20 protein-coding genes are annotated in these 24703 nt (G+C 62.4%); 12 read left to right on the forward strand and 8 right to left on the reverse strand.

Features of this window, described 5'->3' with window-relative positions; genetic code table 11:
• Nucleotides 1-4 precede the first annotated feature (4 nt).
• Entirely contained in the window at nucleotides 5-3106 is a 3102-nt protein-coding gene (locus ACFPN2_RS19455; RefSeq protein ID WP_380599485.1) for a hybrid sensor histidine kinase/response regulator, read from the forward strand.
• 36 nt (nucleotides 3107-3142) lie between these two features.
• On the opposite strand, the gene ACFPN2_RS19460 is transcribed toward ACFPN2_RS19455, so the two are convergent.
• Nucleotides 3143-3586, reverse strand: coding sequence for a putative toxin-antitoxin system toxin component, PIN family (locus ACFPN2_RS19460; protein ID WP_380599487.1), 444 nt, complete (start codon nucleotides 3584-3586; stop codon nucleotides 3143-3145).
• Nucleotides 3587-3744: 158 nt separating this feature from the next.
• Between ACFPN2_RS19460 and ACFPN2_RS19465 the strand changes: the two genes are divergently transcribed.
• Nucleotides 3745-4896, forward strand: a complete 1152-nt coding sequence (locus ACFPN2_RS19465) for a hypothetical protein (RefSeq protein WP_380599489.1) — start codon at nucleotides 3745-3747, stop codon at nucleotides 4894-4896.
• Between the two features lie 71 nt (nucleotides 4897-4967).
• Complete coding sequence (locus ACFPN2_RS19470; protein ID WP_380599491.1) at nucleotides 4968-5708, forward strand: carbon-nitrogen hydrolase family protein; 741 nt, start codon at nucleotides 4968-4970, stop codon at nucleotides 5706-5708.
• On the opposite strand, the gene ACFPN2_RS19475 is transcribed toward ACFPN2_RS19470, so the two are convergent.
• On the reverse strand, nucleotides 5702-7513 hold the full coding sequence (locus ACFPN2_RS19475; RefSeq protein ID WP_380599493.1) for an alpha-amylase family glycosyl hydrolase: 1812 nt from the start codon (nucleotides 7511-7513) through the stop codon (nucleotides 5702-5704). The two genes, ACFPN2_RS19470 and ACFPN2_RS19475, sit on opposite strands and share 7 nt — an antisense overlap.
• Before the next feature lie 150 nt (nucleotides 7514-7663).
• Nucleotides 7664-8872 (reverse strand): multidrug effflux MFS transporter, encoded by a 1209-nt coding sequence (locus ACFPN2_RS19480; protein ID WP_380599495.1) that lies wholly within the window; start codon nucleotides 8870-8872, stop codon nucleotides 7664-7666.
• A 157-nt stretch (nucleotides 8873-9029) separates the two neighbouring features.
• On the opposite strand from ACFPN2_RS19480, the gene ACFPN2_RS19485 reads away from it, so the two are divergent.
• Both ACFPN2_RS19485 and ACFPN2_RS19490 read left to right on the forward strand, forming a co-directional pair.
• Nucleotides 9030-9869 (forward strand): helix-turn-helix domain-containing protein, encoded by an 840-nt coding sequence (locus ACFPN2_RS19485; protein ID WP_380599497.1) that lies wholly within the window; start codon nucleotides 9030-9032, stop codon nucleotides 9867-9869.
• 34 nt (nucleotides 9870-9903) lie between these two features.
• Nucleotides 9904-10356 (forward strand): VOC family protein, encoded by a 453-nt coding sequence (locus ACFPN2_RS19490; protein ID WP_380599499.1) that lies wholly within the window; start codon nucleotides 9904-9906, stop codon nucleotides 10354-10356.
• Here the strand turns inward: ACFPN2_RS19490 and ACFPN2_RS19495 are convergent.
• A complete protein-coding gene (locus ACFPN2_RS19495; RefSeq protein WP_380599501.1) occupies nucleotides 10353-10781 on the reverse strand; it encodes an organic hydroperoxide resistance protein in 429 nt (142 codons plus the stop codon). The two genes, ACFPN2_RS19490 and ACFPN2_RS19495, sit on opposite strands and share 4 nt — an antisense overlap.
• Before the next feature lie 110 nt (nucleotides 10782-10891).
• On the opposite strand from ACFPN2_RS19495, the gene ACFPN2_RS19500 reads away from it, so the two are divergent.
• Nucleotides 10892-11722, forward strand: a complete 831-nt coding sequence (locus tag ACFPN2_RS19500) for an AraC family transcriptional regulator (protein ID WP_380599503.1) — start codon at nucleotides 10892-10894, stop codon at nucleotides 11720-11722.
• Nucleotides 11723-11782: 60 nt separating this feature from the next.
• Here ACFPN2_RS19500 and ACFPN2_RS19505 read toward each other — a convergent pair whose 3' ends face one another.
• The gene (locus tag ACFPN2_RS19505; RefSeq protein ID WP_380599505.1) at nucleotides 11783-15352 is read right to left on the reverse strand and encodes a LysM peptidoglycan-binding domain-containing protein; all 3570 of its coding nucleotides are present in this window, start codon (nucleotides 15350-15352) and stop codon (nucleotides 11783-11785) included.
• A 372-nt stretch (nucleotides 15353-15724) separates the two neighbouring features.
• Between ACFPN2_RS19505 and ACFPN2_RS19510 the strand changes: the two genes are divergently transcribed.
• Nucleotides 15725-16114, forward strand: coding sequence for a VOC family protein (locus tag ACFPN2_RS19510; RefSeq protein WP_380600182.1), 390 nt, complete (start codon nucleotides 15725-15727; stop codon nucleotides 16112-16114).
• Nucleotides 16115-16120: 6 nt separating this feature from the next.
• Here the strand turns inward: ACFPN2_RS19510 and ACFPN2_RS19515 are convergent, their stop codons facing one another.
• Together ACFPN2_RS19515 and ACFPN2_RS19520 are read right to left on the reverse strand one after the other, a co-directional pair.
• Nucleotides 16121-16783, reverse strand: coding sequence for a tetratricopeptide repeat protein (locus tag ACFPN2_RS19515; RefSeq protein ID WP_380599506.1), 663 nt, complete (start codon nucleotides 16781-16783; stop codon nucleotides 16121-16123).
• Nucleotides 16784-16785: 2 nt separating this feature from the next.
• Nucleotides 16786-18474, reverse strand: coding sequence for a tetratricopeptide repeat protein (locus tag ACFPN2_RS19520; protein WP_380599508.1), 1689 nt, complete (start codon nucleotides 18472-18474; stop codon nucleotides 16786-16788).
• 129 nt (nucleotides 18475-18603) lie between these two features.
• Between ACFPN2_RS19520 and ACFPN2_RS19525 the strand changes: the two genes are divergently transcribed.
• Entirely contained in the window at nucleotides 18604-19068 is a 465-nt protein-coding gene (locus ACFPN2_RS19525; protein ID WP_380599510.1) for a GFA family protein, read from the forward strand.
• A gap of 3 nt (nucleotides 19069-19071) precedes the next feature.
• On the opposite strand, the gene ACFPN2_RS19530 is transcribed toward ACFPN2_RS19525, so the two are convergent.
• Nucleotides 19072-19665 (reverse strand): DUF2946 family protein, encoded by a 594-nt coding sequence (locus tag ACFPN2_RS19530; RefSeq protein WP_380599512.1) that lies wholly within the window; start codon nucleotides 19663-19665, stop codon nucleotides 19072-19074.
• 86 nt (nucleotides 19666-19751) lie between these two features.
• On the opposite strand from ACFPN2_RS19530, the gene ACFPN2_RS19535 reads away from it, so the two are divergent.
• From ACFPN2_RS19535 to ACFPN2_RS19550, 4 genes are all read left to right on the forward strand, one after another.
• Nucleotides 19752-21026 carry an Hsp70 family protein gene (locus ACFPN2_RS19535; protein ID WP_380599514.1) on the forward strand — a complete coding sequence of 425 codons (1275 nt, stop codon included), beginning with the start codon at nucleotides 19752-19754 and terminating at the stop codon, nucleotides 21024-21026.
• Between the two features lie 118 nt (nucleotides 21027-21144).
• The gene (locus ACFPN2_RS19540) at nucleotides 21145-22671 is read left to right on the forward strand and encodes a methyl-accepting chemotaxis protein (protein WP_380599516.1); all 1527 of its coding nucleotides are present in this window, start codon (nucleotides 21145-21147) and stop codon (nucleotides 22669-22671) included.
• An 83-nt stretch (nucleotides 22672-22754) separates the two neighbouring features.
• On the forward strand, nucleotides 22755-23759 hold the full coding sequence (locus ACFPN2_RS19545) for a DUF6454 family protein (RefSeq protein ID WP_380599518.1): 1005 nt from the start codon (nucleotides 22755-22757) through the stop codon (nucleotides 23757-23759).
• Nucleotides 23760-23894: 135 nt separating this feature from the next.
• Nucleotides 23895-24686 carry a Cof-type HAD-IIB family hydrolase gene (locus tag ACFPN2_RS19550; protein WP_380599520.1) on the forward strand — a complete coding sequence of 264 codons (792 nt, stop codon included), beginning with the start codon at nucleotides 23895-23897 and terminating at the stop codon, nucleotides 24684-24686.
• The last annotated feature ends 17 nt before the right edge of the window (nucleotides 24687-24703 follow it).

A 24703-nucleotide genomic window follows, 5' to 3' on the forward strand; every position in this document is an offset into this window, starting at 1 on the left:
CGGCATGAATCCCATGGCTCCGGCGCCGCCCCCCGCCGAATCGCCCGGTCGCATGCGGCCGCGCTTGAGCTTGATGTGGAAAGCGCTGCTGCTACTGATCATCCTGCTCGGCACGACCTATCCCTACCTCGGCTATCTTGGCTACAACAGCCTGCAGGAGCAGAACGAGCGCAACCGTCAGGAAGAGATGGATCGTTTCGGCATGTCGCTGGATGCGTTGCTCGAGCGCGCCGGCGACGAGTTGACTCGTCTGGCGACCAACATGGCGGCGGTGACGCGCACGAGCGAACTGCAATCGAGTGACCTCGCCGATCTGTCGCCCGCTGCGGGTTTGCTATCCGCGTTGACGCGCATCGAGTACTACACTTCGGAAGGTCAGCCCATCGCGCGATGGACCAGCAGCGTTGGCGCTACGCTGCCTTTCAACATCGAGGATGTTTTGCGCGATCTGCGCACGACCCATCGGCCGATGACGCGGCTGACCTGTGTGCGCGAATGTGTAATGCACGCCTTCGTGCCGGCGTTCGATCGCGACGGGCGCGAGATCTCGATGATCGTGAGTCAGCTTGCTTCGGATCAGTTGCAGGCCTTTCGGCGTGTCGCGGGCGCGGATGTGGCGTTGATGGAATCCGGCGATACTTCCAGCGATCAATCCTTGCCGCAGTTGTGGGGCCGACATCTTCGCGTGCTCACCAACGCGCCCACGCTCGCGCCGGTTCTGACCGAGTTGAATTTTGAGCGGTCGCCGCCGTCCCCCAATACTCGGGTGGCGAAAGTCGCCGGCGAGCGCAGTTATCTCTTGCAGATACATACATTGCCGGCACGCATGGTCAGCGGCGATGGCGGGCCCGAGGCGTTGTTTATCGTCGACGACACGGCGGCACAAGCGCGCATTCTCGCGGATACGGAGAAGATGACGCTCGCGATCGCCGTCGGCCTGGCCTCGTCATCGTTGGCATTGTTGCTGGTCGCATGGCCGGTGCTGCGTCGGTTGGTTCGTGTCACCCGCGCGCTGCCGGTGGTCGCTGAGCAAAGGTTCGCTGAGGCGCGCGGCTTGTTGGGCGCGGACCGGATGGATTCGCGCTTCTCCGACGAGGTCGACGTCCTGCGCCACACAGCGGGGCTGCTGGCCACCAAGCTCGAACGATTGAATCAAGCAGAGTCGGCGAGCGCGGCCAAGTCGAGCTTCCTCGCGACCATGAGTCACGAGATCCGCACGCCGCTCAACGCCATCATCGGTGCCACCAGTCTGCTCAAGGACACCAAGCTGGACGAGCGGCAGCGCGAATATGTCGAGATGGCGCGCTTGAGCAGCGGCGTGCTGCTGGACTTGATCAACGACATTCTGGACTTCTCCAAGATCGAAGCGGGCCGCCTGGATCTGGAACAGCAGGCATTCAATCTGCGTGTGTGTGTCGAGGAATCGCTGGATCTGCTGGCCAACCGGGCGCAGGAGAAAGGGCTGGAGCTCGCTTACAACTACGATCCACAGCTGCCGAACTATTTCATCGGCGACACGGCGCGCATTCGCCAGATCCTGGTCAACCTGCTGTCGAATGCTGTGAAGTTCACCGCGCACGGTGAAGTGGTCGCCGAGATCTCTGGCGTGCGTGAGAAGAATGAGCGTTACACGGTGCGGCTCGCGATCCGGGATACGGGCATCGGTATTCCGCCGGAGCGTCACCACCGATTGTTCGAAGTGTTCAGTCAGGTCGATGTGTCCACGACTCGCGTGTATGGCGGCACCGGTCTGGGGCTGGCGATTTGTAAACGCCTGGCGGAAGCCATGAATGGCGACATTCGGGTGGATAGCGTCGTTGGCGCCGGCGCGACATTCACGGTGACACTGCCGCTCGAGGCCGCGTCCGCGGATCTGATGCCGACGCGGCCGGGCGTGATCGATCCTGCTGAACTGACGGGACGGCACGTGCTCATCGTCGAAGAGAACGAAACGACTCGCGGCGTGTTGCGTCAGTACTGCGATTCGTGGGGCATGACGGTTGTGGATACTCCATCGCCCACCCGGGCACTGGACATCGTTGGCAGCGGCCAGCAGTTCGATGTCGCGCTCATCGACTACACCCTGGCGCCCATGGATGGCACAACTCTGGCCAATGAGATTGCCGCGCTCGGTGGCGCGCGTTCGATGAAGATATTGTTGTTGGCGAGTCACGGTCCTGCGCATGAAGCCGCTCGTGCGGCGGGGTCGAATGTTCAAGGCGTGTTGACCAAGCCGCTGCATCAGTCGCATCTGTTCGATGCGCTGGCGGCAGTCCTGACGGGTTCGACCGACGGCACGCCGTATCAGCTCAACTTCCAATGGGTCGCAGGCCACTCACAGCTTCAGTCGCCGTTGCGCATCCTTGTGGCTGAGGACAACGTTGTGAATCAACGCATGGCCCAGCTGCTGTTGGAGCGGCTTTCACAGACGGCGGATATTGTGTCGAACGGCATCGAGGCGGTGGAGGCCGCGATTCGAGCGCCCTATGACCTCATCCTGATGGATGTTTTGATGCCGGAGCTGGACGGTCTGGACGCGACCCGTCGGATTCGCGAGCGACTGCCGAAAGAACGACAGCCGCGCATCGTTGCGATGACGGCTAATGCTTTAACCGGCGATCGCGAGTTGTGTCTGGCCGCTGGCATGGACGATTACATCAGCAAGCCTGTGCAGCTCGACGAGCTCGCCAAGGTTTTGTTACGACAGCAAGTGCATGTGGAAGCGGCTACTGCTGCCGTTGCAACCGGCCCGTCCGGCATCGAATTCCGGCAGGACGCCATTGATCGACTGGTTTCGGCGGCCAGTGCGAAAGGCGCGGCGATGATATTGGGCACGATGATCGACAGCGCTCCTCGACTCCTCGAGGGACTGCAGCGATCGTTGGCCGCGGGCGATGCGAAGGAATTCAGGCGCAGCGCGCACAGTCTCAAAGCCAACGCGGCAACCGTCGGCGCCGATGCGTTGGCGGCGATGTTCCAGGAATTGGAGAATCTGGGGAGCGCCGGTGATTTGTCCGCTGTTGCCGATAAGGCCTCGTCGGCCGAACAAAGCTACCGCGGCTTGGTTGCCGCGGTAGATGATATTCGTAAAAAACTCGGCGGCTGAGTACGCTGAAAGCCGTGCTCGAAAGGGCTCACGCGTTCAAGGCGGCGCCGGGTGAGCCTGGCGCAAAGTAGCTGTCAACTGCGGCGGACTGAGAATTGTCACGCCGAATTTTCGAACGCGCTTGGCCAGATCCAGAACGGCGCGGTCCTTGCTGACGAGGGCGTCGGCGCGATGATGGTAGGCGAGGGCGATGAAGTGATCGTCATCGCAGTCCTTGCAGCGAGGAAATCCTGGCGGCATGCCGTCAGGTAACGACACGATACGAACTCTAGATTCGTAGCATTCCAACACGGCTCTTTGCTCGGGCTCCGCAAGCTTGAACTGCGGATAAGCAAGCACGCGTCGCAACTCATCCAACGCCGGCACGTGAGTGAGAAGTTCCAGTCGCTGTTCGTCCCAAGCGCGCTGTAACTCGGACAGGCGAGGGTCTTCGAAGACCAGCCAGTCGAGGACGATGTTGGTATCGAGCACCAGTTTCATGTGAAGGGTTCAGCACCTATCGATAGTCACAAACGCGCGTGGCCGAAAGGGCATGGCTCCTCGGGTGCGTCTTACGGACGATTCGTGTCGGGCGGCGACTCACGATACTTCCGCGCGTCCTCATCACTCCCACCCTTCGTGCCTATAAGGAGATTGCAATGATAGCCAGGCGACTCGCGTTGGCGTTGATTCTCTTGCCGGCGCTTGCCTCCGCTGGCGAGCCGGCAGACAGCGTAGCAGACATTTCCGCCCACGATGCCGCGGGGCTCGAGTTCTTTCGCGGGCCGCTGGATTTCCTGAAGGCGCGTCAATTGTTCGAGCGCGAGACCTTCGGTGGCAACGGCCGCACGTGTCTCACCTGTCATAGCCGCGAAACGGGCACGGTGTCGCCGGCGGATGCGCGCAAACGTTATTCTCACAATCGCAAGGACCCGCTATTTCTGGCGGACGGCAGCGATGACGGCGCGGGCCACGGGACAACGCGCATGCTCCAGGACGCAACGTTCCTCGTGCGCATTCCGCTGCCGGACAACGTTCGCCTGGCGAATGATCCCAAGGCACGCAGCGTGGTGGTGAGGCGCGGTGCTCCGTCGACGTTGAATACGCCGGCGCTCGATCCGGTGCTGATGCAGGATGGTCGGCAGCCCGATCTGGTCGCGCAGGCTCGCGGCGCCATCTTCGATCACGCTCAAGTGCGTCGCGAGCCGAAGCAGCGCGATCTGGAGCTGATCGCGGCTTATCAGCACACGCCTCAATTCTTCAGTTCGCTGACGACGTTCAAGTACGCGTACTTGGGTACGACACCGAAGCTGCCCACTCCGCGCACGGCGTCGGAAGTTCGCGGTCGACGCTTCTTCCTCGACGTGCCGTTGGAAGGCGACTTCAAGTCGGGCCTGTGCGCGAACTGTCACAGCGGGCCGATGCTCAACGAGACCAACGAGTTCGGACCGTTCCCGCCGTTCGCACGCGGCGGCCGCTTCCAGACGATCGGCGTTTCAGAAATGAATGTCGCGGGCAATCCGGTATATGACTTCGTGTTCACCAATCCCGATGGTACAACCACGACCGTATCGAGCCCCGATCCGGGTCGCGCGCTCATCAACGGCTCGACCGACTTCGAAAGCTTGAACGCCTTCAAGATCCCGTCGTTGTGGGGTGTGTCGCGCACCGCTCCGTACTTCCACGACAACTCGGCGAAGACGCTCGAAGAGGTCATGCAACAGTACGCCCGCTTCTTCGGTGTGCTGGGCCTGACGCTCACCGAGCAGGATCAGAAGGACCTGGTGGCCTATATGAAGTTGATGCAATAGGCATAGCAGGCTGGAACAAATGCCGGCGGTGGCCCGTCGTTCAAGACGGGCCTTTTCACCAGGGGTGTGCCATGAAGATCACCGTCTGTGAGCTGCCGGACCGGCGCAAATCGTTCGATGCGGCTTGGGGAGATCTGGTCGAGCACGTGCGCGACGAGAACAGCGATCTGGTGGTGCTGCCGGACATGCCGTTCAGCGCCTGGTTTGCGAGCTCTGACAGGTTCGATCGGAGCGTGTGGGCGGCGGCAGTGCATGCCCACGATGAGTGGGAACATCGACTGCGCGAGTTGAGTCCCGCGATCGTGATGGCGTCCCGCCCCGTCGATTTTGGCAACGAGCGTTATGATGAAGGATTTCTTTGGGAAGAGCCGCTGGGCATGCTCTCCGTGCACGCCAAATCATTCCTTCCCGATACCAAAGGGGCGCGCGAAGGTTCGTGGTACGACAGTGCCACCGCTGAGTTCATCCCGCTGGAAGTGCGCGGGCTGCGGATCGCGATGCTGATTGGCAGCGAGATGTGGGCGCCGAGGGGCTATGACGCTGAGACTGTCGATGTGCTCGCCATCCCGCGAGCCGGGGACATGGCAGAGCTAGGCGATGGCTTGGAGCGCGCGTGCTCGCTGGCTCAGCACACGCATGCGTATGCGGTGTCGTCGAATCGCTCAGGAACCTTCGGTGGCCAAGCGTGGATCATTTCACCGGAAGGTCAGGTGCTAGGCACCACGAGCGCAGATCAGCCGTTTCTTTCCATGGAGGTGGCGCTCCGTGCGACGCCGGGCGAATGCCGTCACTTCGACGTCTTCGCTCATTGATTGCAATCCGCTCCGGGCAACACGCGAGCGTCGAAAGGTTTCAGTTGGAGCGATTCTGCGCCCGCGGCGGTTAACTTCAAATCGACAGGCTGGTTGCTGAAGTTGAGCAGCACCAGCACGGATTGATCGCAAGGCGCCTCGGCGGCCGGGCGGCGCATATAGGCAAGCACCGCGTCGTCGCGATTGGTCGCGACCAGCTCCATCTTCGGCGAGCTGAGCGCGGGGAGTTCTTTCCGCAGCTGGACGAGCCTGGTGTAGTGGGCGAGGAGCCCATGACGATCGTTCCACGACAGCGGCTGCTCGTCATAGGGCAGGAACTCGGCGCCGACTTCATCGCCGTTATAGATCAGCGGTAAACCCGGCAGGGTGAGCAGCATTGTCGCGGCGACTCGAGTGAGGTCCGGGCCATGACGGGTGATGAAGCGCTCGCCCGTATCATTGTTGTTTAGAAAGCGCAGGACGATGCCCGGCTCCGGAAGATCGCGGCTGCTCTTCAGTAGCGCCGCGCGCAACCTGGCCAGATCCGGCGTCGCGCCGGCAAACGCTTCGTTCCATGCCCATTCGCCGAGCTTGGCGGTCCAGTCGTAGGCGGCATCGAAGCCGTGCTGGAAATAATAACCGTCGAGCGCCGACGCTTCGGCGATCAGCAGCACGTCAGGATCGATGCGCTTCAACTCTTTGCGCCATCGCGGCCAGAACTCCGGCGCCCGCTCACGGATGCCCCAGCTCACGTCCACTCGGAAGCCATCGACGTTGAGCTCGCGCACCCAATAACTGAAGGCTTCGATCATGTAGCGTTGCACTTCAGGGTTGTCGTATTCGAGATTCTTCAAATGCGACCAGTCGAAGTAGCTGGTGGCCCGGCCTTGTGGATCGCGCTCGAACCAATCGAAGTAGGGTGAGCGCTGCCGACTTCGCTCGGCATCGACGTAGTAACGGTGACTTGCCGCCAGATGATTCGGAACGAAGTCGATGAGCACGCGCAATCCGTGTGCGTGCGCTGCTTCGATCAGGGCCTTGAGTTGGAGGGTCGTGCCGAATTCGCGGCGGGTTTGGAAATGGTCGGTCACGGCGTAGCCGAAGTCGTCATGCGGGGCGCCGGTCACTGGCGATAGCCAGATTGCGGTGACGCCCAGCGCTGCGATCTCCGGCAAACGTTTGCGCACGTCGTCATAGCCGTTGTGACCGAACGCGAACGGCGCTACGCCGTACAGAACACTGCGTGAGATCCAAGCCGGATGGTCGCGCTCGAGATCGACTTCCTTCGGCGAGCCGCTAACAACATGGAAGACGGCGGTGCTCTCGTCGCTTCGACCCAACGCGTCGGTGACTCGTAACGTCACATAGTATTCGCCGTCCCTATCGGGCGACTCGACCCGAAGGGTTGGCGCGGTGACCGGCGTCAATGTCAATGGCGCGGGATTGCCACGTCGTGCTCGCCATTCAAAACGGGTGAGGGGAGCGGCGACGCCCGCGGCCATCTCGCTTCCGCCGGCATCCATCGAAATGTTTCGACCGTCGATGCGAGTGCGAATCCACGCTCGAGGCCGGTCCTCGATGCGCATCAGCCAGTGCTGCGCCGGAGAGCGTGCAACTTCGCGACCTTGCCGAGTACAGCGCGCCCAGATCTCGTTCTCGCCACTGCGGAGTGGGACGGACGCCCAGAAACGACGGTCGTGGATGGCTGCGACAGAAGAGCCGGTCGGCCCGTGAATCGAGACTTCGTCGCACGTCGCGGGATCGACTCGACCTTCCACGTGCTTGTCGAAGGTCCACGCGTCGCCGCCAGTCGTGTCGAACTCCACTGGGGCTTCCGCTGCATGCGACATGCAGCTGAGCGCGCAGAGTGCCACGAGCAAAGGACGAAGCTGGCGTGTCTGCATAAGCGGCAGAATAACCATCGGCCGCCGACTTGCCTTCTCGGAATTCCGAGTAGGACGATGCCTCCGTGAGGCTTACGCTGACGTTTGTTCGCCGGCTTCTTCGGTCTTCAAGTTGCGCGCCGATCTCAGCACGATCCAGCCTGCGGTAGAGCAGGTTGCCATGACGAATGCCATGGGCAGCGGACCGGTCAAATCCAGCACGCCGACCAGCGCCGCCGCGATCGAGCCCATGCCGAGTTGGATGAAACCCAGCAACGACGAGGCGCTGCCGATGTTCTTGGTGAAGGGCTTCAGCGCCAGCGCGGCGGCGTTCGGATACGTGATCCCGGCACAGTGCAGGAAGACGAACAGCAGTGCCACGGTCGCCCACTTGCCGAGATCCAGCGTCAACGCCAGCGTCAGAAATGTCACGCCGCCGATGACCTGAAGTAACAAAGCGCGGTGAAACACTTGCTCGCTGGCAAAATATCTCAACAGCAGGTGATTCAATTGACCGCCGAGAATCATGCCGCCCGCGAGGATGGCGAAGATCGCGCCGAAGCCGCCCGGCCCGACGCCGAAGCCGTCCATGAAGACCGCGGGCGAGCCCGAGACGAACACGAACAATCCCGCGAAGGACAATGAGCCCGCGAGCGTGTAGGTCCTGAACTGAGGCTGCGCGAGCGCGTCACCAAACGTCCTAAGAATCGGCGTGAGTCGCAAGCTCACCGAGGGATCGGGCGCGTAGGTGCGAGGAATCACGAATATCACCAGTGCGAGATTGGCAATGGCGAGCACGGCCAACGCAGCGAAGATCACTCGCCAGCCCGCAATGGTTGCGATCAAACTACCGATGCTCGGCGCGAGCAATGGCGACACACTCAGCACGAGCATGAGCGTCGCGAAGGCACGCGCTGCCTTTTCGGCGGGCACGTGATCTCGCACCAGGGCAATGGCGCCGACCGACGCCGCGCTGCCACCCAGCGCCGAAATGAATCGAAAGACCAGCAGCCCTTCGAAAGACTTCGTGGTCATGCAGCCCAGCGTGGCGAGCACATAAATGGCCAGGCCGCCGTAGATCGGGCGCTGCCGGCCGAATCGATCCAGCAACGGACCGTAAATGACCTGGCCGAGCGCGAAGCCGATGAAATACACGGACACGCTGAGCGACATGCGCGACACAGCGACGCCCAGATCGGCTGCAATCTGCGGGAATGCCGGCAGATACAGGTCGATGGTGAACGGTGTCAGGGCATTCAAGAAGCCGAGCACCACGATTAGAAACACAGGATGTCTTTGCATACCGAAACAATGACGTCGGGTGGTCCCGCCGTCGGGCGTATTCTGGAAAAATGTAACAGGGGGAGAAGCGCCGGGCGGATTCCCCGGGGCGGGTGACGCGGAGTATAAAGAGAACCCCAGGGTCCCGTCAGCAACAGATTGAGGAGGGCGAGCACCGATGATCCGATACTCTCCCGCCCCTCCGCTGGACGTCGCGATCGACTGCATCTGGCTGAGCCAGCGTCGCGAGCACTTCGCGAGTCTGGAGCACATGCTGCCTTCCGGCAAGGCGCAGCTCGTGATTCCTTTGCATGATTCTGTCATTCAGTGGGCCGCGCCCGAGAGCAAAGCGCTGTGGCATGGGTGGACGCGCGGCGTGATCCATGGCCCGCAGTCCCGCTATTACCTCGCCGGGCCGAAGCCCCCAGGTGTCGTAGTCGGCGCGTCGTTTCGCGTCGGCATGGCGGCGGAAATTCTCGGTGTGCCGCTGGACGAATTGCGCGATCGTCATGTTTCTATTGAGGAGCTGTGGGGCTATCGCGGACTCGAGCTCCACGAACGACTCGCTGCGATCCGCGAGCCGATGGCGGTGTGTCGTGCGCTGGAAGCGGAATTGATCGCGAGAATCCGACGACCGTTGTTGATTCATCCCGCCATCGCGTATGCCTTGCATGCCAGCTCGGTGTCGGCACGCGTGGATGAAATTCAACAGCGCACTGGCTACAGCCCGCGGCACTTCATCGACTTGTTTCATTCGACGGTCGGGCTCACCCCGAAGCATTTCTATCGCGTCCAGCGTTTTTCCAATGCGCTCACGCGACTCGCTCGAGGCGACGCCCGGCTCGCCGACGTGGCATCGGCCACGGGTTATGCGGATCAGGCGCATTTTTCCCGGGAATTTCGCGAGCTCGCCGGCGTCGCGCCGTCGGCCTACTGCCCGCCGGCCGCGAATAGCGAGCATCATCACGTGGTCGGGTCAGGTAAAAAAGCTTCAAGACTCGTCCGCCGCCCGGCGTGACACTATGCTCCTTCCTCGCGGACCAGGAGCAACGATGAGCGAGCAAACTATTCACGAGGTGTACGCCTACCTGCGGCTGCACGACACCAAGGCGGCCATCGATTTCTACACGCGCGCGTTCGGCGCCAAGGAATTGTTTCGGCTGGTGGAGCCCAGCGGCCGAGTCGGTCACGCCGAGCTGAAGATCGGTCCGGCGACGATCATGCTGTCCGATGAATATCCGGAGTACGGCATTCAGGGCCCGCGCTCCATCGGTGGCACCAGCGTGTCGATTCATATTCACGCCAGCGACGTGGATCGGTTGTTCGAGCAAGCGGTCGCCGCGGGCGCCACCATCGTGCGCCCGTTACAGAATCAGTTTTATGGCGAGCGATCCGGCACCGTGCGCGACCCGTTCGGTCACGAATGGCTGCTCGGCGGCCACATCGAAGATGTGACCGTCGAGGAGATGCAGCGGCGTTACACGGCGCTGTTCAACGAGACTTAGTCGGCGACGACCAGCGTCACGTCGATGTTGCCGCGAGTGGCATTCGAGTACGGGCACACGATGTGCGCTTTCTCGACCAGCTTCTGCACCTGGTCCTTGGGCAGACCGGGGGCCTTGATGGTCAGCTGAGCTTCGATGCCGAAGCCGGTCGGGATGGCGCCGATGCCGACGCGGCCGGTCACGGTGGTGTCCGCCGGCAGTGCGATTTTTTCCTTACCGGCCACGAACTTCAGCGCGCCCAGGAAGCATGCCGAGTAACCGGCGGCGAACAGCTGTTCCGGGTTGGTGCCCGGGCCACCGGCGCCACCCAGCTCGCGCGGCGTGGACAGCTGAATATCGAGGACATTGTCAGAAGACTTGGCGCGGCCGTCGCGGCCTCCGTTGGCGGTGGCTTGGGCGGTGTACAGAACTTTCTCGATCGACATGTCGGGCTCCTTGGCTCGTGGGGTGGTGTACGTCAGTGGCAGAGACTGTACCCGTGCCCATCGGACTCCTGCTCACCTAAAATCTGCAAAACTTGATCAGGAATCCTGGAATGGTCGATCGTCTGGAGTCTCTGCTGACCCGCTTCGCCGTGCATGCCCGCATGTTCCACTCCGGAGCGCTATGCGGGCTGAACGAAGTGCCGACGTTGCCCGACACCGGGCAGCTGCATCTCATCAAGCTGGGCCCGGTTGAGGTCACGCAGGAGGGCGAGAGTCCGCTGCATGTCGTCGAGCCCAGTTTGCTGTTGTATCCGCGGCCGCTGAAACATCGCTTTCTGACGGACGCGAAGCGCGGCGCCGATCTGGCGTGCGCGAACCTTCACTTCGATGGTGGTATCGCGAATCCAATCGCCGCCGCGTTGCCTGCAGCGATCTGCGTGCCGCTTGCGGAGATTTATGGCGCGGACGGCGTGCTCTCACTGTTGTTCGATGAAGCGTTCAATCAGCGCTGTGGACGGCAGGCGCTCGTGAACCGTTTGTTCGAAGTGGTGTTGATTCAAGTGCTACGTCACTTGATGGAGAGCGGGCAGATTCGCAGCGGCATGCTCGCGGGCATGGGACATCCCAAGCTTCGAAACGCGTTGGTAGCCATGCACGAGCGGCCCGCACACGAATGGTCGCTCGAAGAGTTGGCGGAGAAGGCGAGCATGTCTCGCAGCGTGTTCGCGAACGTATTTCGCGACACTGTCGGTTTAACTCCAGGCGCTTATCTCCAGAGCTGGCGCGTGACTCTGGCACAGCAGGCACTTCGCCAGGGGCGCTCGCTCAAGATGATTGCGGTGGAAGTGGGCTATGGCAGCGAGGCCGCGCTGTCTCGCGCATTCAAAGTGCAGAGCGGGCTGTCGCCGCGTGAATGGAAACAAACGCAGACGAGCGGTTGATACAAAAGAAAAGGGCCCCGCCTTGCGACGGGGCCCAGTCTGGTTCGCCCTAAGCGTGAGTTACGGCGTGATCGTGTAGGCCAGCTCCGCCGGGATCAGCAGCTGTTGGCCAACGGTCAGCGTCGGACGGCCGAGGTAGTCCCACAGCGCGGTCGCCGCTTCGCTACGATTCGTGCCGTACAGTGCCAGCGTGATGCTCTGCCACGTGTCACCGGTCTGCACGACGTAGTTCGTCGGCGTCGGCGGCGTCACGGTCAGCGTCGTCGGCAGCGGCTGCAGGTGCAGGCCCGTCGTCAACGTCACGTTCGACATCGCAGTCTGCAGCGCCGAAGCAGCCGGCACCGAGTCGATGCCGTACAGCGTATTGGCGAGCGACTGCCAGGTCGCACCGGCCGGCACAGAGTAGTACGGCACCGAAGTGGAGCGAGCACCGTAGATCGAGCGACGGACGCCGTCGGCCTGGATCCAGAGCACGGTCGCGTTGGCGTTACCATCCATCGCGGCAACCGTCACGGTCGCGGCTTCGGCACGATTCTCGATGTTGACCGCCGCGCCCCACACACCGTTGCTGTAGCGAGCGGCATAGAGCTGGCCGTTAGCCTGCGGCCAGGCGACCACGCCCTTGCCGTTGACGAAGGCCACCGTCGTCTCGATGTCGATGTTGACGGCTTCGCTGCTGTTTTCCAGCGCCACGGCGCTGCCCCAAGTGTTGGTAGCCGCATCGTAGTGACGCGCGTACTGCGACGGACCCGTGGCATCGGTCTCGACCCAGGTGGCGAGTGCATCGCCGTTGGTGTCGACAGAGACCTCAGCCGTGGTGCCGGCGCCGCCGCCCACGTTCAACTGAATCTGCGGGCCCCACACGCCAGTGGCCACGTCGTAACGACGCGTGAACGCGCCGCCGCCGCGCCACACCGCGATGGCATTGCCGGCTGCATCCATGCTGATGCGGGCATGACGATCGCCCACGCCGTTGATGTTCAGCGGAACCACCGCGCCGAACGACTGCGTGGTGTTGTCCCAGCGACGAGCGTTGATGCGGAAGCCGGTCTGCGTATCGCGCTGGCGCCAGACGAGGATCGCGTTACCGCTGCTGTCGACCTGCACTTCAGGATGATCGCCCACGCCGTAGTCGTTGCCGGTGTCTACGCGCTGAGGCGCTGACCACGTGCCGGCCACGAGGCGGGACATATACAAGTGCAACAGCGTGCCATCGGTCTGCAACCACGCGATCACCGCGTGTGCGCCCCTTCTGGCGCTGGCGGTCTGCTCCGACGACTCGGTGACTGCCAGATTGCTGGTCTCGAGCAGCTGCGGCACGCTCCAGGTGTTGGTGCTGGCCGTGAAGCTGGTCACGTACATGGAGGTCGCCACGCCATCGCTCTGCGTGTACGACACGAACGCGTCGCCGCTCACGCGATCGACGGTGACCTTCGGCGAGAACGCCGGCGTGGTGCCGAGATCGATCGCCGTAGCCGTCGACCACTGACCGTTGCTGATCGTGAAGCGGCTCACGTAGATGTCGCCGCCCTGCAGCCACGTGGCGACGCCGTTGCCGGCGTTGTCGAACGCGACACGCGGGTTGAACGCCTCGGCCGGATTCGTTTCCAACAACACCTGCGAGGACCAGTTGGTCAGCGGCGTGGTCAACACGCTGTTGTTGAGCTGGTGATAAGTGATCGAGGTCGTGTTGACGCGAGTCCAATCCAGCGGCGCGCGGAAGTTGGCCGACTCGGTGTACACGAACGAGCTCGGCACGACGATCTGCTGGCCGGCGGTCAGCGTGGTGGTGCCCACCAGCTGCTGCAAGCGAGCGATGGCCGCCGCATCGGTCACGCCGTACACGCGCGAAGCGACATGCGCCCACGTGTCGGTGCTGAGCACGGTGTAGTAACCCGGGATCGGCGTCGTCACGGTCAAGGTCGCCGGGAAGCCGCTCAGGATCGCGCCCGTGGTCAACGCGCCGCCGCCCATTGCGGTCTGCAACGCCACGCCCGCTTCGGCATTGTTCACGCCATAGAGCGAGTTGGCGATCGACTGCCAGGTCGCGCCAGCCGGCACGATGAAGTTGGCGGTCTGGTACATCGCCTGGTAGATGGAGCGCTGCGCGCCATCGGCCTGCTGCCACAACACAGCGGCATTGCCGGCGGCGTTGATGGCGGAAGTCAGCTCGTTACCCGCTTCGGCGCGATTTTCGAGCAGGGTCATCGGGCCCCACACGCCATTGTTCATCTTGGAGGCGTACACGTCGTTGGCGCTGCTGATCCAGCCCACGACGGCTTCATTGCCGCTCAACGAGGCGGTGATGAAGGTATCCGGATTGACCGGCACCGTGCTGGTTTCCACCAGCTCGGCATTGCCCCAGGTGTGAGTGCTTGCGCTGTAACGGCGCGCATAGATCGAAGGAATGGAGCTGGCGTTTTCGATCCAGGCCACCAGCGCGTTGCCGGCGGCGTCCACCGACAGCTCGGCGTCCACAGTGCCGCCGACGCCGGCGCTGAGGTCGGTCTGCGCAGTCCACGTGCCCGTCGCCGCGTCGTAGTAACGGAAGAACACGCCGCCGTTACGCCACACCAGGAAGACGTTGCCCGCGGGGTCGACGCCCAGGCGATGCTGACGCTCGCCGGCGCCGTTCATGGGCATCACAGGGCCGAGGGTCTGGGTGGCGTTGTCCCAGCGACGCGTGTTGATTCGATAGCCCGTCACCGGATCGTTCTGACGCCACGCGACCGTCACGTTGCCGTTCGAATCGACGACGACATCGGGATGCAGGGCCGGATTGGTGCCGGTGTCGATGAGCAGCGGGGTGCTCCACACGCCACTCTCCAGGCGCGACAGATAGACGTTGACGTTCGTGCCGTCCGACTGACGCCAAGCCGCGGCCGCGCGCGAGCCATTGACGTGAAGGTTCGAGTTCTCGGCGGCGCCGTCGACCGCGTTGTTGGTGTTTTCCAGAACCTGCGGCGAGCTCCAGGCGCCGGTCGACGCGGTATAGCGGGTCGCGTAGATCGACTCGGCGACGCCGTCACTCTGGGTGAAGGTCACGACGGCATTGCCGGTGGTGCGGTCGATGGACAGACGCGGCTGATGAGCCTGGTCGATGCCTTCATCGATGACGACCGGAGCGGACCAGCTGGCGGTGCTCGCGGTGTAGCGGCTCACATAGATATCGCCGAGCGCCCACACTGCGAGGCCGTTGCCGGCCGCGTCGAAGGCGACGCGCGGGCTGTTCGCACCGTCGCGGACTTCGTAGCGAGTCTCGTTTTCCATCAACGCGGTGGGGCGCCAGCCGCTGGTGCCCAGTGCGGCGGCGTTGATGTTGTAAGTGTCGGTGCGAGTGGTCGTCAGCACGGACTGGTTCGCGGTGGCCGTGGCCGGATCGCCAATGGCTTCGTTCACCGGCGGCGTGGTCGTGCCGGGATTGGTGGCGCCAGGATTGGTGGTGCCGCTGTCGCCGGTCGAAGGACCCGGATTGGAATTACCGCCGCTCGAGCCCGTGCCGGACGAACCGGAAGAACCCGAAGGCAGAGCATTCTGCGTGACGCCCGGGCCGCCACCGCAACCCGTCAGCACCGCCAACACCGAAAGACTCAGTACGGTGTGCCCGATTCCGCCAATGACCCGTGCCATGTTTGGTCCTTATTTCTGATTCGTTGCCACCCGTGACCGACATCAGTCACGGGAATCGTTTTCTAACACTAGTTTCGTCGGCGACGTCGCGTTCGATGTTCGAATGAAGGATTGTTAATCCTGTCGGCACTCGCTCGAGCTCATGTGTCCGATTCTTTTACACATTTGCGCCCGTTTTTCCGGTGCCGCCGAGCAACGTTCGTCGCGTCTGCGTGGATCCATCGGAGCACACTACGAAGCGGCGGAAAATGGATGGAAGTCACAAAGCGACCGGGCCGGCTGTAAGCGTTGCTGACACTCGCGCCAAAGTGACGGGAAACTTTCCAACTCGACTCGGGTCTGTGCTTGGCACTGTCTTCAATCTCGACACTCATGCGCATCGAACATCTGGCTCTCTGGACCGACGACCTGGCACGTGTCAGGAATTTTTACGTCACGTATTTCGACGCTGTGGCCGGCAGCGGCTACCGCAATGCCGCCAAAGGCTTTGAATCCGTTTTCCTCAGCTTCGGCGACGGCGCCCGGCTGGAATTCATGAAGACCACGACGCTGTCGCCCGTCGTCATCCCGGCGGGCGCGCAGCGCATGGGGCTGACGCACTTCGCCATGTCGGTGGGCTCCGAAGAGCGCGTCGATGCACTCACGCGGCGCTTGCAAGCGGACGGCTATCCCGTGCTCGACGGTCCCCGGCGGACCGGCGATGGCTACTACGAAAGCGTGGTGCTCGATCCCGACGGAAATCGAATCGAGATCACTGTCTGATTGGATTCACCAGCTCGAGGACGGCACATCGTCGCGAGTGGCTTCGGAGCGTTGCGCGACCCATTCGCTGAACCCGCTTACGTCAACTCCGTCGATGGGCTTGTTCTTGTTGGCGGCGACCCACGCGCGCATCGCCTGCAACAGCTTCGCTGCTTGTCCTTTGTTGAGCGCGTACAAGCGCAGATAGTTGAATCGAGCTTCGTCGAGCCGGTTCAAGCCAAGAAAGGCCTGACCTTGATACTCGATCGCGTGCGGATAATCGGGGTTGATCTTCAGCGCTTGCTGATACGCCGCGAGCGACTTGGTGTAATCGCCCAATTTGCGATTGGCATAGCCGAGATAGGTGTACGCCTCGTGCATCGACGCATCGAGTCGCACCGCTTCTTTGAAATGCCCTAACGACTCCTTGTATGAGTCACGCGCGGCGTGCTCGGCATCGGCTTTTTCTTTCTCATCGTGACTGGCGTCCGCCAGGGCTTGCGAATGATCGCCGCGTTGGATGGCGGCGTAGCCCCGGTTGTACGCATCGATCGCGCTCAGCTCCGAAATCGTCGGCGGTAGAGCGGAGCGCGCGGGCGGGCGATAAGCACCGGGACCGTCCGCATAGACCGACGCCGCTGTGGCGAAGATCCACAGCAGCGCCGCGAGCGGTCGATAGAGTCTGTCCATGCTTAGAAGCGTGAGGCAGTGAGCGTCACGTCGGCATCGGCCCAGGCTTTCTTGAAATCCGCTTCGACGAGCTTCGCCTGTTCCTGTTTGTTCTGCGCCTGCAATGCTTTGTTCAAGCCGAACAGCGACCAGCCGTTCTTCGGATTACGACGCAGATCTTCCCAATACACTGCTTCGGCTTCGGCGGGCCGACCCGCGTCGAGCAGCACGGCACCGAGCGTATGACGCGCGGGCTGATGCCAATCGTCGGGCTCGGTGTAAATCATGTTGTCCTGATAGCGCACGGCGCGATCCAGATGAGCGATGGCGACGTCGTAGTTCCCCTGTGCGGCGGCCAACTCGCCATCGAGCATTTCCACCGCGACCCGTAACACGGAGTCGGCGAGATTGAGCGACATCGACGACGGCGTTTCGATCAGCTTCGGATCTTTCGCGATCTGACGCACGGCTTCGATTTCTTTCTTCGCGGCGCCGAAGTCTTTCTTGCGAATGAAGGCCATGCCGCGAGCGTAGTGACGCACACCGCGAGTAAAGAGCGTGTCCGCACGCGGCGCCGGCGCGGCCAGAATCTCATCCCACTTGCCGAAGCGAACCAGCGCGTAGTCCGGCACGAGCACGAAGCTCTGCAGGATGGGCATCTCTTTCAGTGCGGCTGGCGGAATGGCTTCTGCAGTTTTGTTAGCTGCGTCGATCGCCGCTTTGCTCTGACCCGCCATGCTGGCAGCGAACCAGAGGAAGTGCACGTTGTGAGGATAGTAGCCCAGCGGATACAGGCCCTGCGCGCGGCACTGAGTGATGTAATCCTCGTCGGCGAGGATGGCCATCTGATTGGCTTTCATCGCGTCTTCGTAGCGGCCTACGCGTTGATAGATATGTCCCGGCATATGCACGAGATGACCGGCCGCCGGCGCGAGAGGTAACAGCCGATCAGCCGCAGCTTCGGCTTTTTCCGGGGTATTGCTCGCTTCCCACAAATGGATCCAGTAGTGCAACGCGCCCGGATGATCCGGGTTCTTCGCGAGCACGCGGTCGAGCGCTTTGACGATGTCCTGGGTTTGATCATAAGGGCGTCCGTCGCGAGTCCAGTAATTCCACGGGCGGAGATCCATCACCGATTCGGCGTACAGCGTCGCGGCGTCGAGATCGTCCGGATAGGTTTCCTGCAGGATGCGCATCGCGCCGGCATAGGCCTGGTCGGCAGCGGCGCGATCTTCGGGTTTACCGGTGAAACGCAGGGCGAGCGCGTCGATGTAGTCCCGCTCGCGTTGACTCACCTTGCCCTTGAGCGATTGGGCCTTGTGAATGAAGGCCAGCGCCTTCGGCTCCTCTTCCGGTCCCATCGCCGCGTTGATGTTCGGGCCCAGCACCAGGGCCTGACCCCAGTAGGCCATGGCGGCATTCGGATCCAGTCGCGCCGCTTCGGCGAAGGCGCGGCCGGCTTCGGCGTGATTGAAGCCGTACGTGAGATTCAATCCCTGATTGATGAAGCGCTGCGCCTGCTCGGATTGTGTCGTCACCGGAAACGTATGCTTGCCGACGTTCTGCAAGCGGGGAGCGATGGCGCCAGAGGGCGAGGTCGAGTCGAAAGATTCGTGATCCTGATAGTGCTTATGCACCGGCACTTGCGCCTGCGCGGCGGTGCCAGCCAGCCACAGCGCGCCGGCCAGGGCGATGCAGATCTCGATGCGCATAGCAGTCTCCCCTCATCTTGTTGCCGAGGCCGCCACAGTGCGCCTCGGTCGTGAGTTTGGGGTGATCCGCAGCGTGAAAAATCCGTGAATCCCCCGTACAGTCGTATCGGCAATAAACGGGGTGGGATCATGAGCGATTGGAAACTTCCTTGGGACGGCGGCTGCCGCTGCGGGCAGGTCCGCTTCCGAGTCACCGCGGCGCCCCTGCTGACGATGGCGTGTCATTGCCGGGGCTGTCAGCGCATGAGCGCGAGCGCCTATTCGCTGAGCGCGGCGATTCCCACCGACGGCTTCGCTGTCACTCAAGGCGAGCCCGTGATCGGCGGCCTGCACGGCGCGACCCGCCACTACTTCTGTCCCCACTGCAAGAGCTGGATGTTCACGCGGCCGGAAGGATTGAATCACTTCGTCAACGTGCGGCCGACGTTGTTAGATGACGTGTCGTGGGTTGCGCCCTTTATCGAGACGTGGACCCAAACGCGGCTGCCTGGCGCGAGCGCGGGTGCCGCTCATAGCTACGAAGGATTTCCGCCATTCGAGGACTACCCGAAGCTCGTCGAGGAATACGCGAAGCGCGGGCCGCGACCCGGCTGATGATCAATCCATCGCGCGGGTGGCGGCTTTCTCTCCCTCGCGCGGTGCTGGGTCGCGGTTGAATCCCAGCACTGACGGAGCTTGAGCGAAGTCCAAACGCCGCAGCGGCAATTGAGATGCACCGGTATTCAGCGTGATGCCGGTGTCGGATTGAGAGGGAAGTTCGAGCGCCGCGGCGAGAGAATCTTCGTCGTCGATGGACAATCTATCCAGCGCCCATTGCAGATCGGTGCCGCGCAATTCGCCGGGCCCATGTTCGGTGACCAGGACGAGCGAGCCGGTCTCGTCTATATAAGCTTCGCGAAGTTGTTTGACTGCGAGACCGGTGTGAGTGACGAGGTGTTCGTCATCGTCTGACACCAACAGGATCAGGGGCGTCGACTCCAGGTGCATATAGCCCCGCTGCGGGCCGTTCTGGAAATACCAGCGGCCGTGCTCGTCCGCCGCGTAGTTACGATTGATGACTTCGACGATGCGGGGATGGCTGATGGTCTCGCCTTGCACGAGCCAGCGGCCGCGCCGGTCCAGGCGCAGCCAGCCAAACAAGGCCGGCACGTTCGGCCAGCGTTTCAGCGCATTGAGTACCCATTCATCCATTGTATGAGTGTGCCGTCAGTGGCAGGCGGGCTCAACTCGACCGTCGAGCTGCTACAATGGCCGGCCCTCTCCCCCGGCGATCTCCCATGCAGCCCATTTCCATTGGTGTCGATTTCGGCACCAGCAATACCGTTATTGCCATGGTGGGCGCGGATCTCGGGTCGGCGGTGCTCAAAGTGTCGTCACGGATGGGCGAGGGCGCGGCCCTGCCTTCCATTCTGTGTTTCCGGCCGGCGGAACCGAATCCTCGAGAGCGTCCTATTAGTAGTGCCGGTGCCGACGCGATTGCGGACTACATCGCGCGCACGGGGCCGGCGCGGCTGGTGCAATCGATGAAGTCATTCCTCGGTAGCCGCGCGTTCGTAGACACGAAGGTGTTTACTCATACTTACACGCTGGAGTCGTTGATCGGCACGTTGCTTCAGCATCTGTATGACGCGACCGGCGCGCGAGCGCTGTTGAGCCAGGCGCCGCTGGTCATCGGTCGGCCGATTGAATTCGCCGGCGCTTCGCCGGATGACGAGCTCGCGCAAACGCGCTTGAAGGCGGCGTTCGCTTTGGCAGGTCGCGAGGCGGATCGAATTGGCACGGAGCCCGAAGCGGCAGCGTACGCGTTTGCCAGCAGAGCACGCGGTCGTCATCTGGTGCTCGTTGCCGACCTCGGGGGCGGTACCAGCGACTTCTCGATCGTCGAAGTCGACGCCGAAGGCGCGCAGCCCAAGCTCACGCCGCTGGCACAGACCGGTATCGGCATCGCCGGCGATCGTTTCGATTATCAGATCGTCTATAACGCGGTGTGCCCGGCGCTCGGCATGGGCTCGCAGTTCCAGCCCGAATCCAAGAAGCTGCCGATTCCGTTGTGGATCTACGCCAACTTCGCCAGCTGGCATCAGCTGTCGATGATGAACAACCGACAGACGTTACGACACATCACTGACATTCTGCGTACGGCGGTGGACCAGGAAGCCTTCGAAGGACTGGTGCATGTCATTCGTAACGAGGAAGGCTTCACGCTGTTCCAGGCAGTGTCTCGGGTGAAGCAGTCGCTCACGGCGCAGGAAACCGCGAAGCTCACGTTCAAAGCCGGGCCCATCGAGATCGACCGCACGGTGGTGCGTGCCGAGTTCGAGCAATGGATTGCGGATGATTTATCTCGCATCGAAGCGACGGCTGATGAAGCGGTTCGCATCGCCGGCGTGAATCCCGCCGAGCTCACGCGCGTGTTCATGACGGGCGGCACGGCGCTCGTGCCCGCGGTCCGCGAGTTGTTCGCGAAGAAATTCGGAGCGGACAAGCTGGTGGGCGGCGACGAGTTTTCCTCGGTGGCGCAAGGCCTGGCGCTGATGGGCGTGCCTCGCTGAGACAACGTTAGATCCAGTCTGAGCCGCCATCAGACAAACCCTGAAACGGGGCGCCCGGGTTTTTGTTGCGGTCTCAACTGCCGATAGGTGCTGGCACGGAGTCTCGCAAAGAGCGCCCATGCAACTCACCATCAGAGCACGCTTGTTTTCCCTCGTCGCCGTGACGCTCATGGCGATGCTGGCGTTGGGCTTCAGCAATTACCGGGGCATGACCAAAGCGGTCGACGGCCTCACCAGTGTGTTCGCGACCAGTCGGGCACTGCGCACTCATCTCGAAGGCGACATGATGCACGACGCGCTTCGCGCGGACGTGTTGTCCGCGTTGCTGGCGCAGACGCCGGAAGAATGGACGGCGGTGAATACCAGCCTGCGCGAGCATGCCGATCATTTCCGAGAGATGATCAAGGAGAACGACTCCAACGTTACCGATCCCGAACTGCGAGCCGCACTCCACGATGTCGGCCCCGTGCTCGAGAATTACATTCGCAGTGCTGAAGGAGTCATCGGCACCGCGCAGACCGACGTTGCCAAGGCGCGGGAAATGTTGCCGGCGTTCCTGGGCACCTTCGAGGAATTGGAAGGCAAGCTCGCGGGCATCAGCGATCGGATTCAAGCGAGCGCTCGCGCCGCTGAAGAAAATGCTCAGGGCTCCACGGCTTCAGCGCGCTGGCGCGAGATCGGCATTCTCGCGCTGATGTTGATCGCCATCGTCGCTGCCGCGAGCTGGATCGTGCGCAGTATCACCGGCGGCGTCAACGGCCTGGTAAAGACGATCACCGAGATTCAGCAGACGCGCGACTTGAGCAAGCGGGTCGACGTGACTTCTCACGACGAGTTGGGCAGGCTCGCCGAATGTTTCAACGAGCTGGTCGTCGAGCTGCAAGGGATTATCTCCGAGGTCAATCGCGGTGCCACCGAGATCGATGGCGGCGCGGCGCAGATGAGCTCATCGAGTCGTGTGATGGCCAGTGGCGCATCCGAGCAGGCCGAAAGCCTCGGGCGTATCACTCGCTCGCTCACGACGCTTTCCGATCTCACCGACAAGACCACGCAGATCACCGGTCGCGCGAACTCGCTGTCCAGCGATTCGCAGAAGGCGGCCGATCGCGTGTCGGACGAGCTGAAAACGATGTCGACCGCGATGGACGAGATCCGCGCCGCCTCGGCCGAGGTCGGCAAGGTGAATCGCGCGGTCGATGAGATCGCGTTTCAGATCAATTTGCTGGCATTGAATGCCGCGGTGGAAGCGGCTCGCGCCGGCGAGGCCGGTCGTGGCTTCGCGGTGGTGGCTGAAGAAGTGCGCAGCCTCGCGCAGCGCTCGGCTCAAGCGGCGAAAGAAACATCGGCGCTGATCGAGTCGGCCATGACCCGCGCCGAGCGCGGCGTGCAGATCGCCGGATCGGTGGGTGAGGCGCTTGGAAACATTGCCGTCGTCACCACTCAAGTGAATGACATGCTTCGTGACATTGCCGCTGCCGCCAACAGTCAGGCGCAGGGCGTTGCTGATATTCGCGGCGGCATCGGCGCGCTGGAAAAAGTGAGCCGGCAAGCGGCGGCGAACGCGGAGACGCTGGCGGGCGCGTCTCAGCAGACAGCGGTTCAGGTGCGCGTGATGGGCGAGCTGGTCGGTCGATTCAAGTTGTAGGACTGACTCGGTCGCGCAAGAAAACCGTAAAGTTCGCTCTGTATAAAACACCTCCTTATGTCTCATTGCCTTAAGGAGGCACCGTGAAATTTGCTCCCGTTCTGGCCTTGGGTCTGGCGCTGACCGGCTACATGGCCGCATCGCTCGCCGGCGATTCGGAACACGACCGCGGCTATTCCAAGAATCGCGATAACAAAACCACCACGCTGTTCCGTCTGATGGGCAAGAACACCATTTGGACGCCGGTGAAGTCGGTGACGGTGAACTGGCAGACCTTCCATACGCAGGGTCTGGTGAAGATCGGCGACACGTTCTATGTCTCCGCAGTCGAAGTGTTGGAAGGCACCGTGCGCAATGGCACGTCGACCGACTCGCTTTATGACTTTTCCATCGACCGCTCGTCCGGCAACGGTCGCGGCTGGCTGTTCAAGTTCAACGAAGCGGGCGAGCTGCTGGGCAAGGTCGAGCTCACCGACGGCAGCAAATATCACCCGGGCGGCATCGACTTCGACGGCACGTACATCTGGGTGCCGGTCGCCGAATATCGTCCGAACAGCAAGAGCAATATCTTCCGTGTCGATCCGAAGACCCTGAAGGCCGAGAAGATCTTCAGCGAAGCCGATCATATCGGCGGCATCGTTCACAACACGCACGACGATACGTTGCACGGGGTGAGCTGGGGCTCGCGTCGTCTGTACACGTGGGAACTGTCGAAGCGCGGCAAGGTGCATTCGTCGGACTGGGTGCCGAATCCGCAGTTCTACATCGACTATCAAGACTGTCATTACCAGGGCGTCGCCTACATGCTCTGCGGTGGCGTGCAGACCTACAGCAGCCCGAAGGGCAACGTGGCGCTCGGCGGTCTGGAGCTGCTCGACCTGCGTCGTCATCGACTCGAGCACCAGCTGCCGGTGAATCTGTTCATCGACGAAGGCGCCGGCCCGACCGGCACGCTCGCGCTGACTCACAATGCGTTCTGGCTCGAGCCGCTGGGCAATGGCTCGATGCGCGGTTATTTCATGACCGAGACCGACAATCAGGCCGAGCTGGTGATCTACGACGCCACGCCCTGGATCAATCGGGAGTGAGCCGAATCTGACGCAGCGTTTCCGCCGCTCCTGATCCCGCGGGATGACCCCGGCAGTGCGACTTCGATCGCACTGCCTATGGGCCTTGGGTCACGCTACTATGGCGTGACCTGTGCTCGCACTGGGAACACACCGTTGATCGCACTGATTGGAATCGATGTCGATGGCACGTTGGTAGGCAGCTCCGGCAAGGTGCCGGATCTCATTTGGGAGCTGGCTGCGCAGGCGCGTGCCAAAGGAATTCATATCGCCTTGTGCTCGGGGCGGCCCGCGTTCGGCCTGGCGGCCGAGTACGCGCGTCATCTCGATGACGATGGCTGGCACATCTTTCAAAACGGGGCGAGCGTCGTCAATCTCGCCACTCATCATTCGCGCTCCACGCCGCTGCCCGAAGGATCGGTTCGCGGCTTGATCTCGCACGCACGCGAGACCGGTCAAGTGCTCGAGTTGTATGGTGACGACGACTACGTCGTCGAGAGCGAAGCGCCGTGGGCGAGAGAACATGCCGAATTGCTCGGTCTTGAATTCAAACCACGCCCGTATGAAACATTGTCGCCGCCGCTGGTACGCGCGCAGTGGTTGGTCTCGCCGGAAGATGCAAAGAAGATGGTCGCGCCTCCCGATCTGGAGATGGCCGAATCCACTTCGCCACTCATGCCCGACGTCCGCTTCATCGGCTTGACCCGTCACGGTGTGAGCAAGGGGAGCGCCATGCGTGAGATCGCCGCTGCCTATCGCGTCGACATGCGCGACGTTATGTACATCGGCGACTCGGGCAACGATCTGTCGGCCTTGCGGGTCGTCGGCCACCCGATTGCGATGGGTAACGCCGATCCTCAGGTCATCAAGGCCGCGGAGCGCACGGTGGGGCATGTCGATGACGCCGGGCTGGCGGACGCGCTGAAGATCGCTATAAGCAGCCGATAACATAACGCACGGCTCGC

This window comes from Steroidobacter flavus, from assembly GCF_042651805.1.
Taxonomy (GTDB): Bacteria; Pseudomonadota; Gammaproteobacteria; order Steroidobacterales; family Steroidobacteraceae; genus Steroidobacter; species Steroidobacter flavus.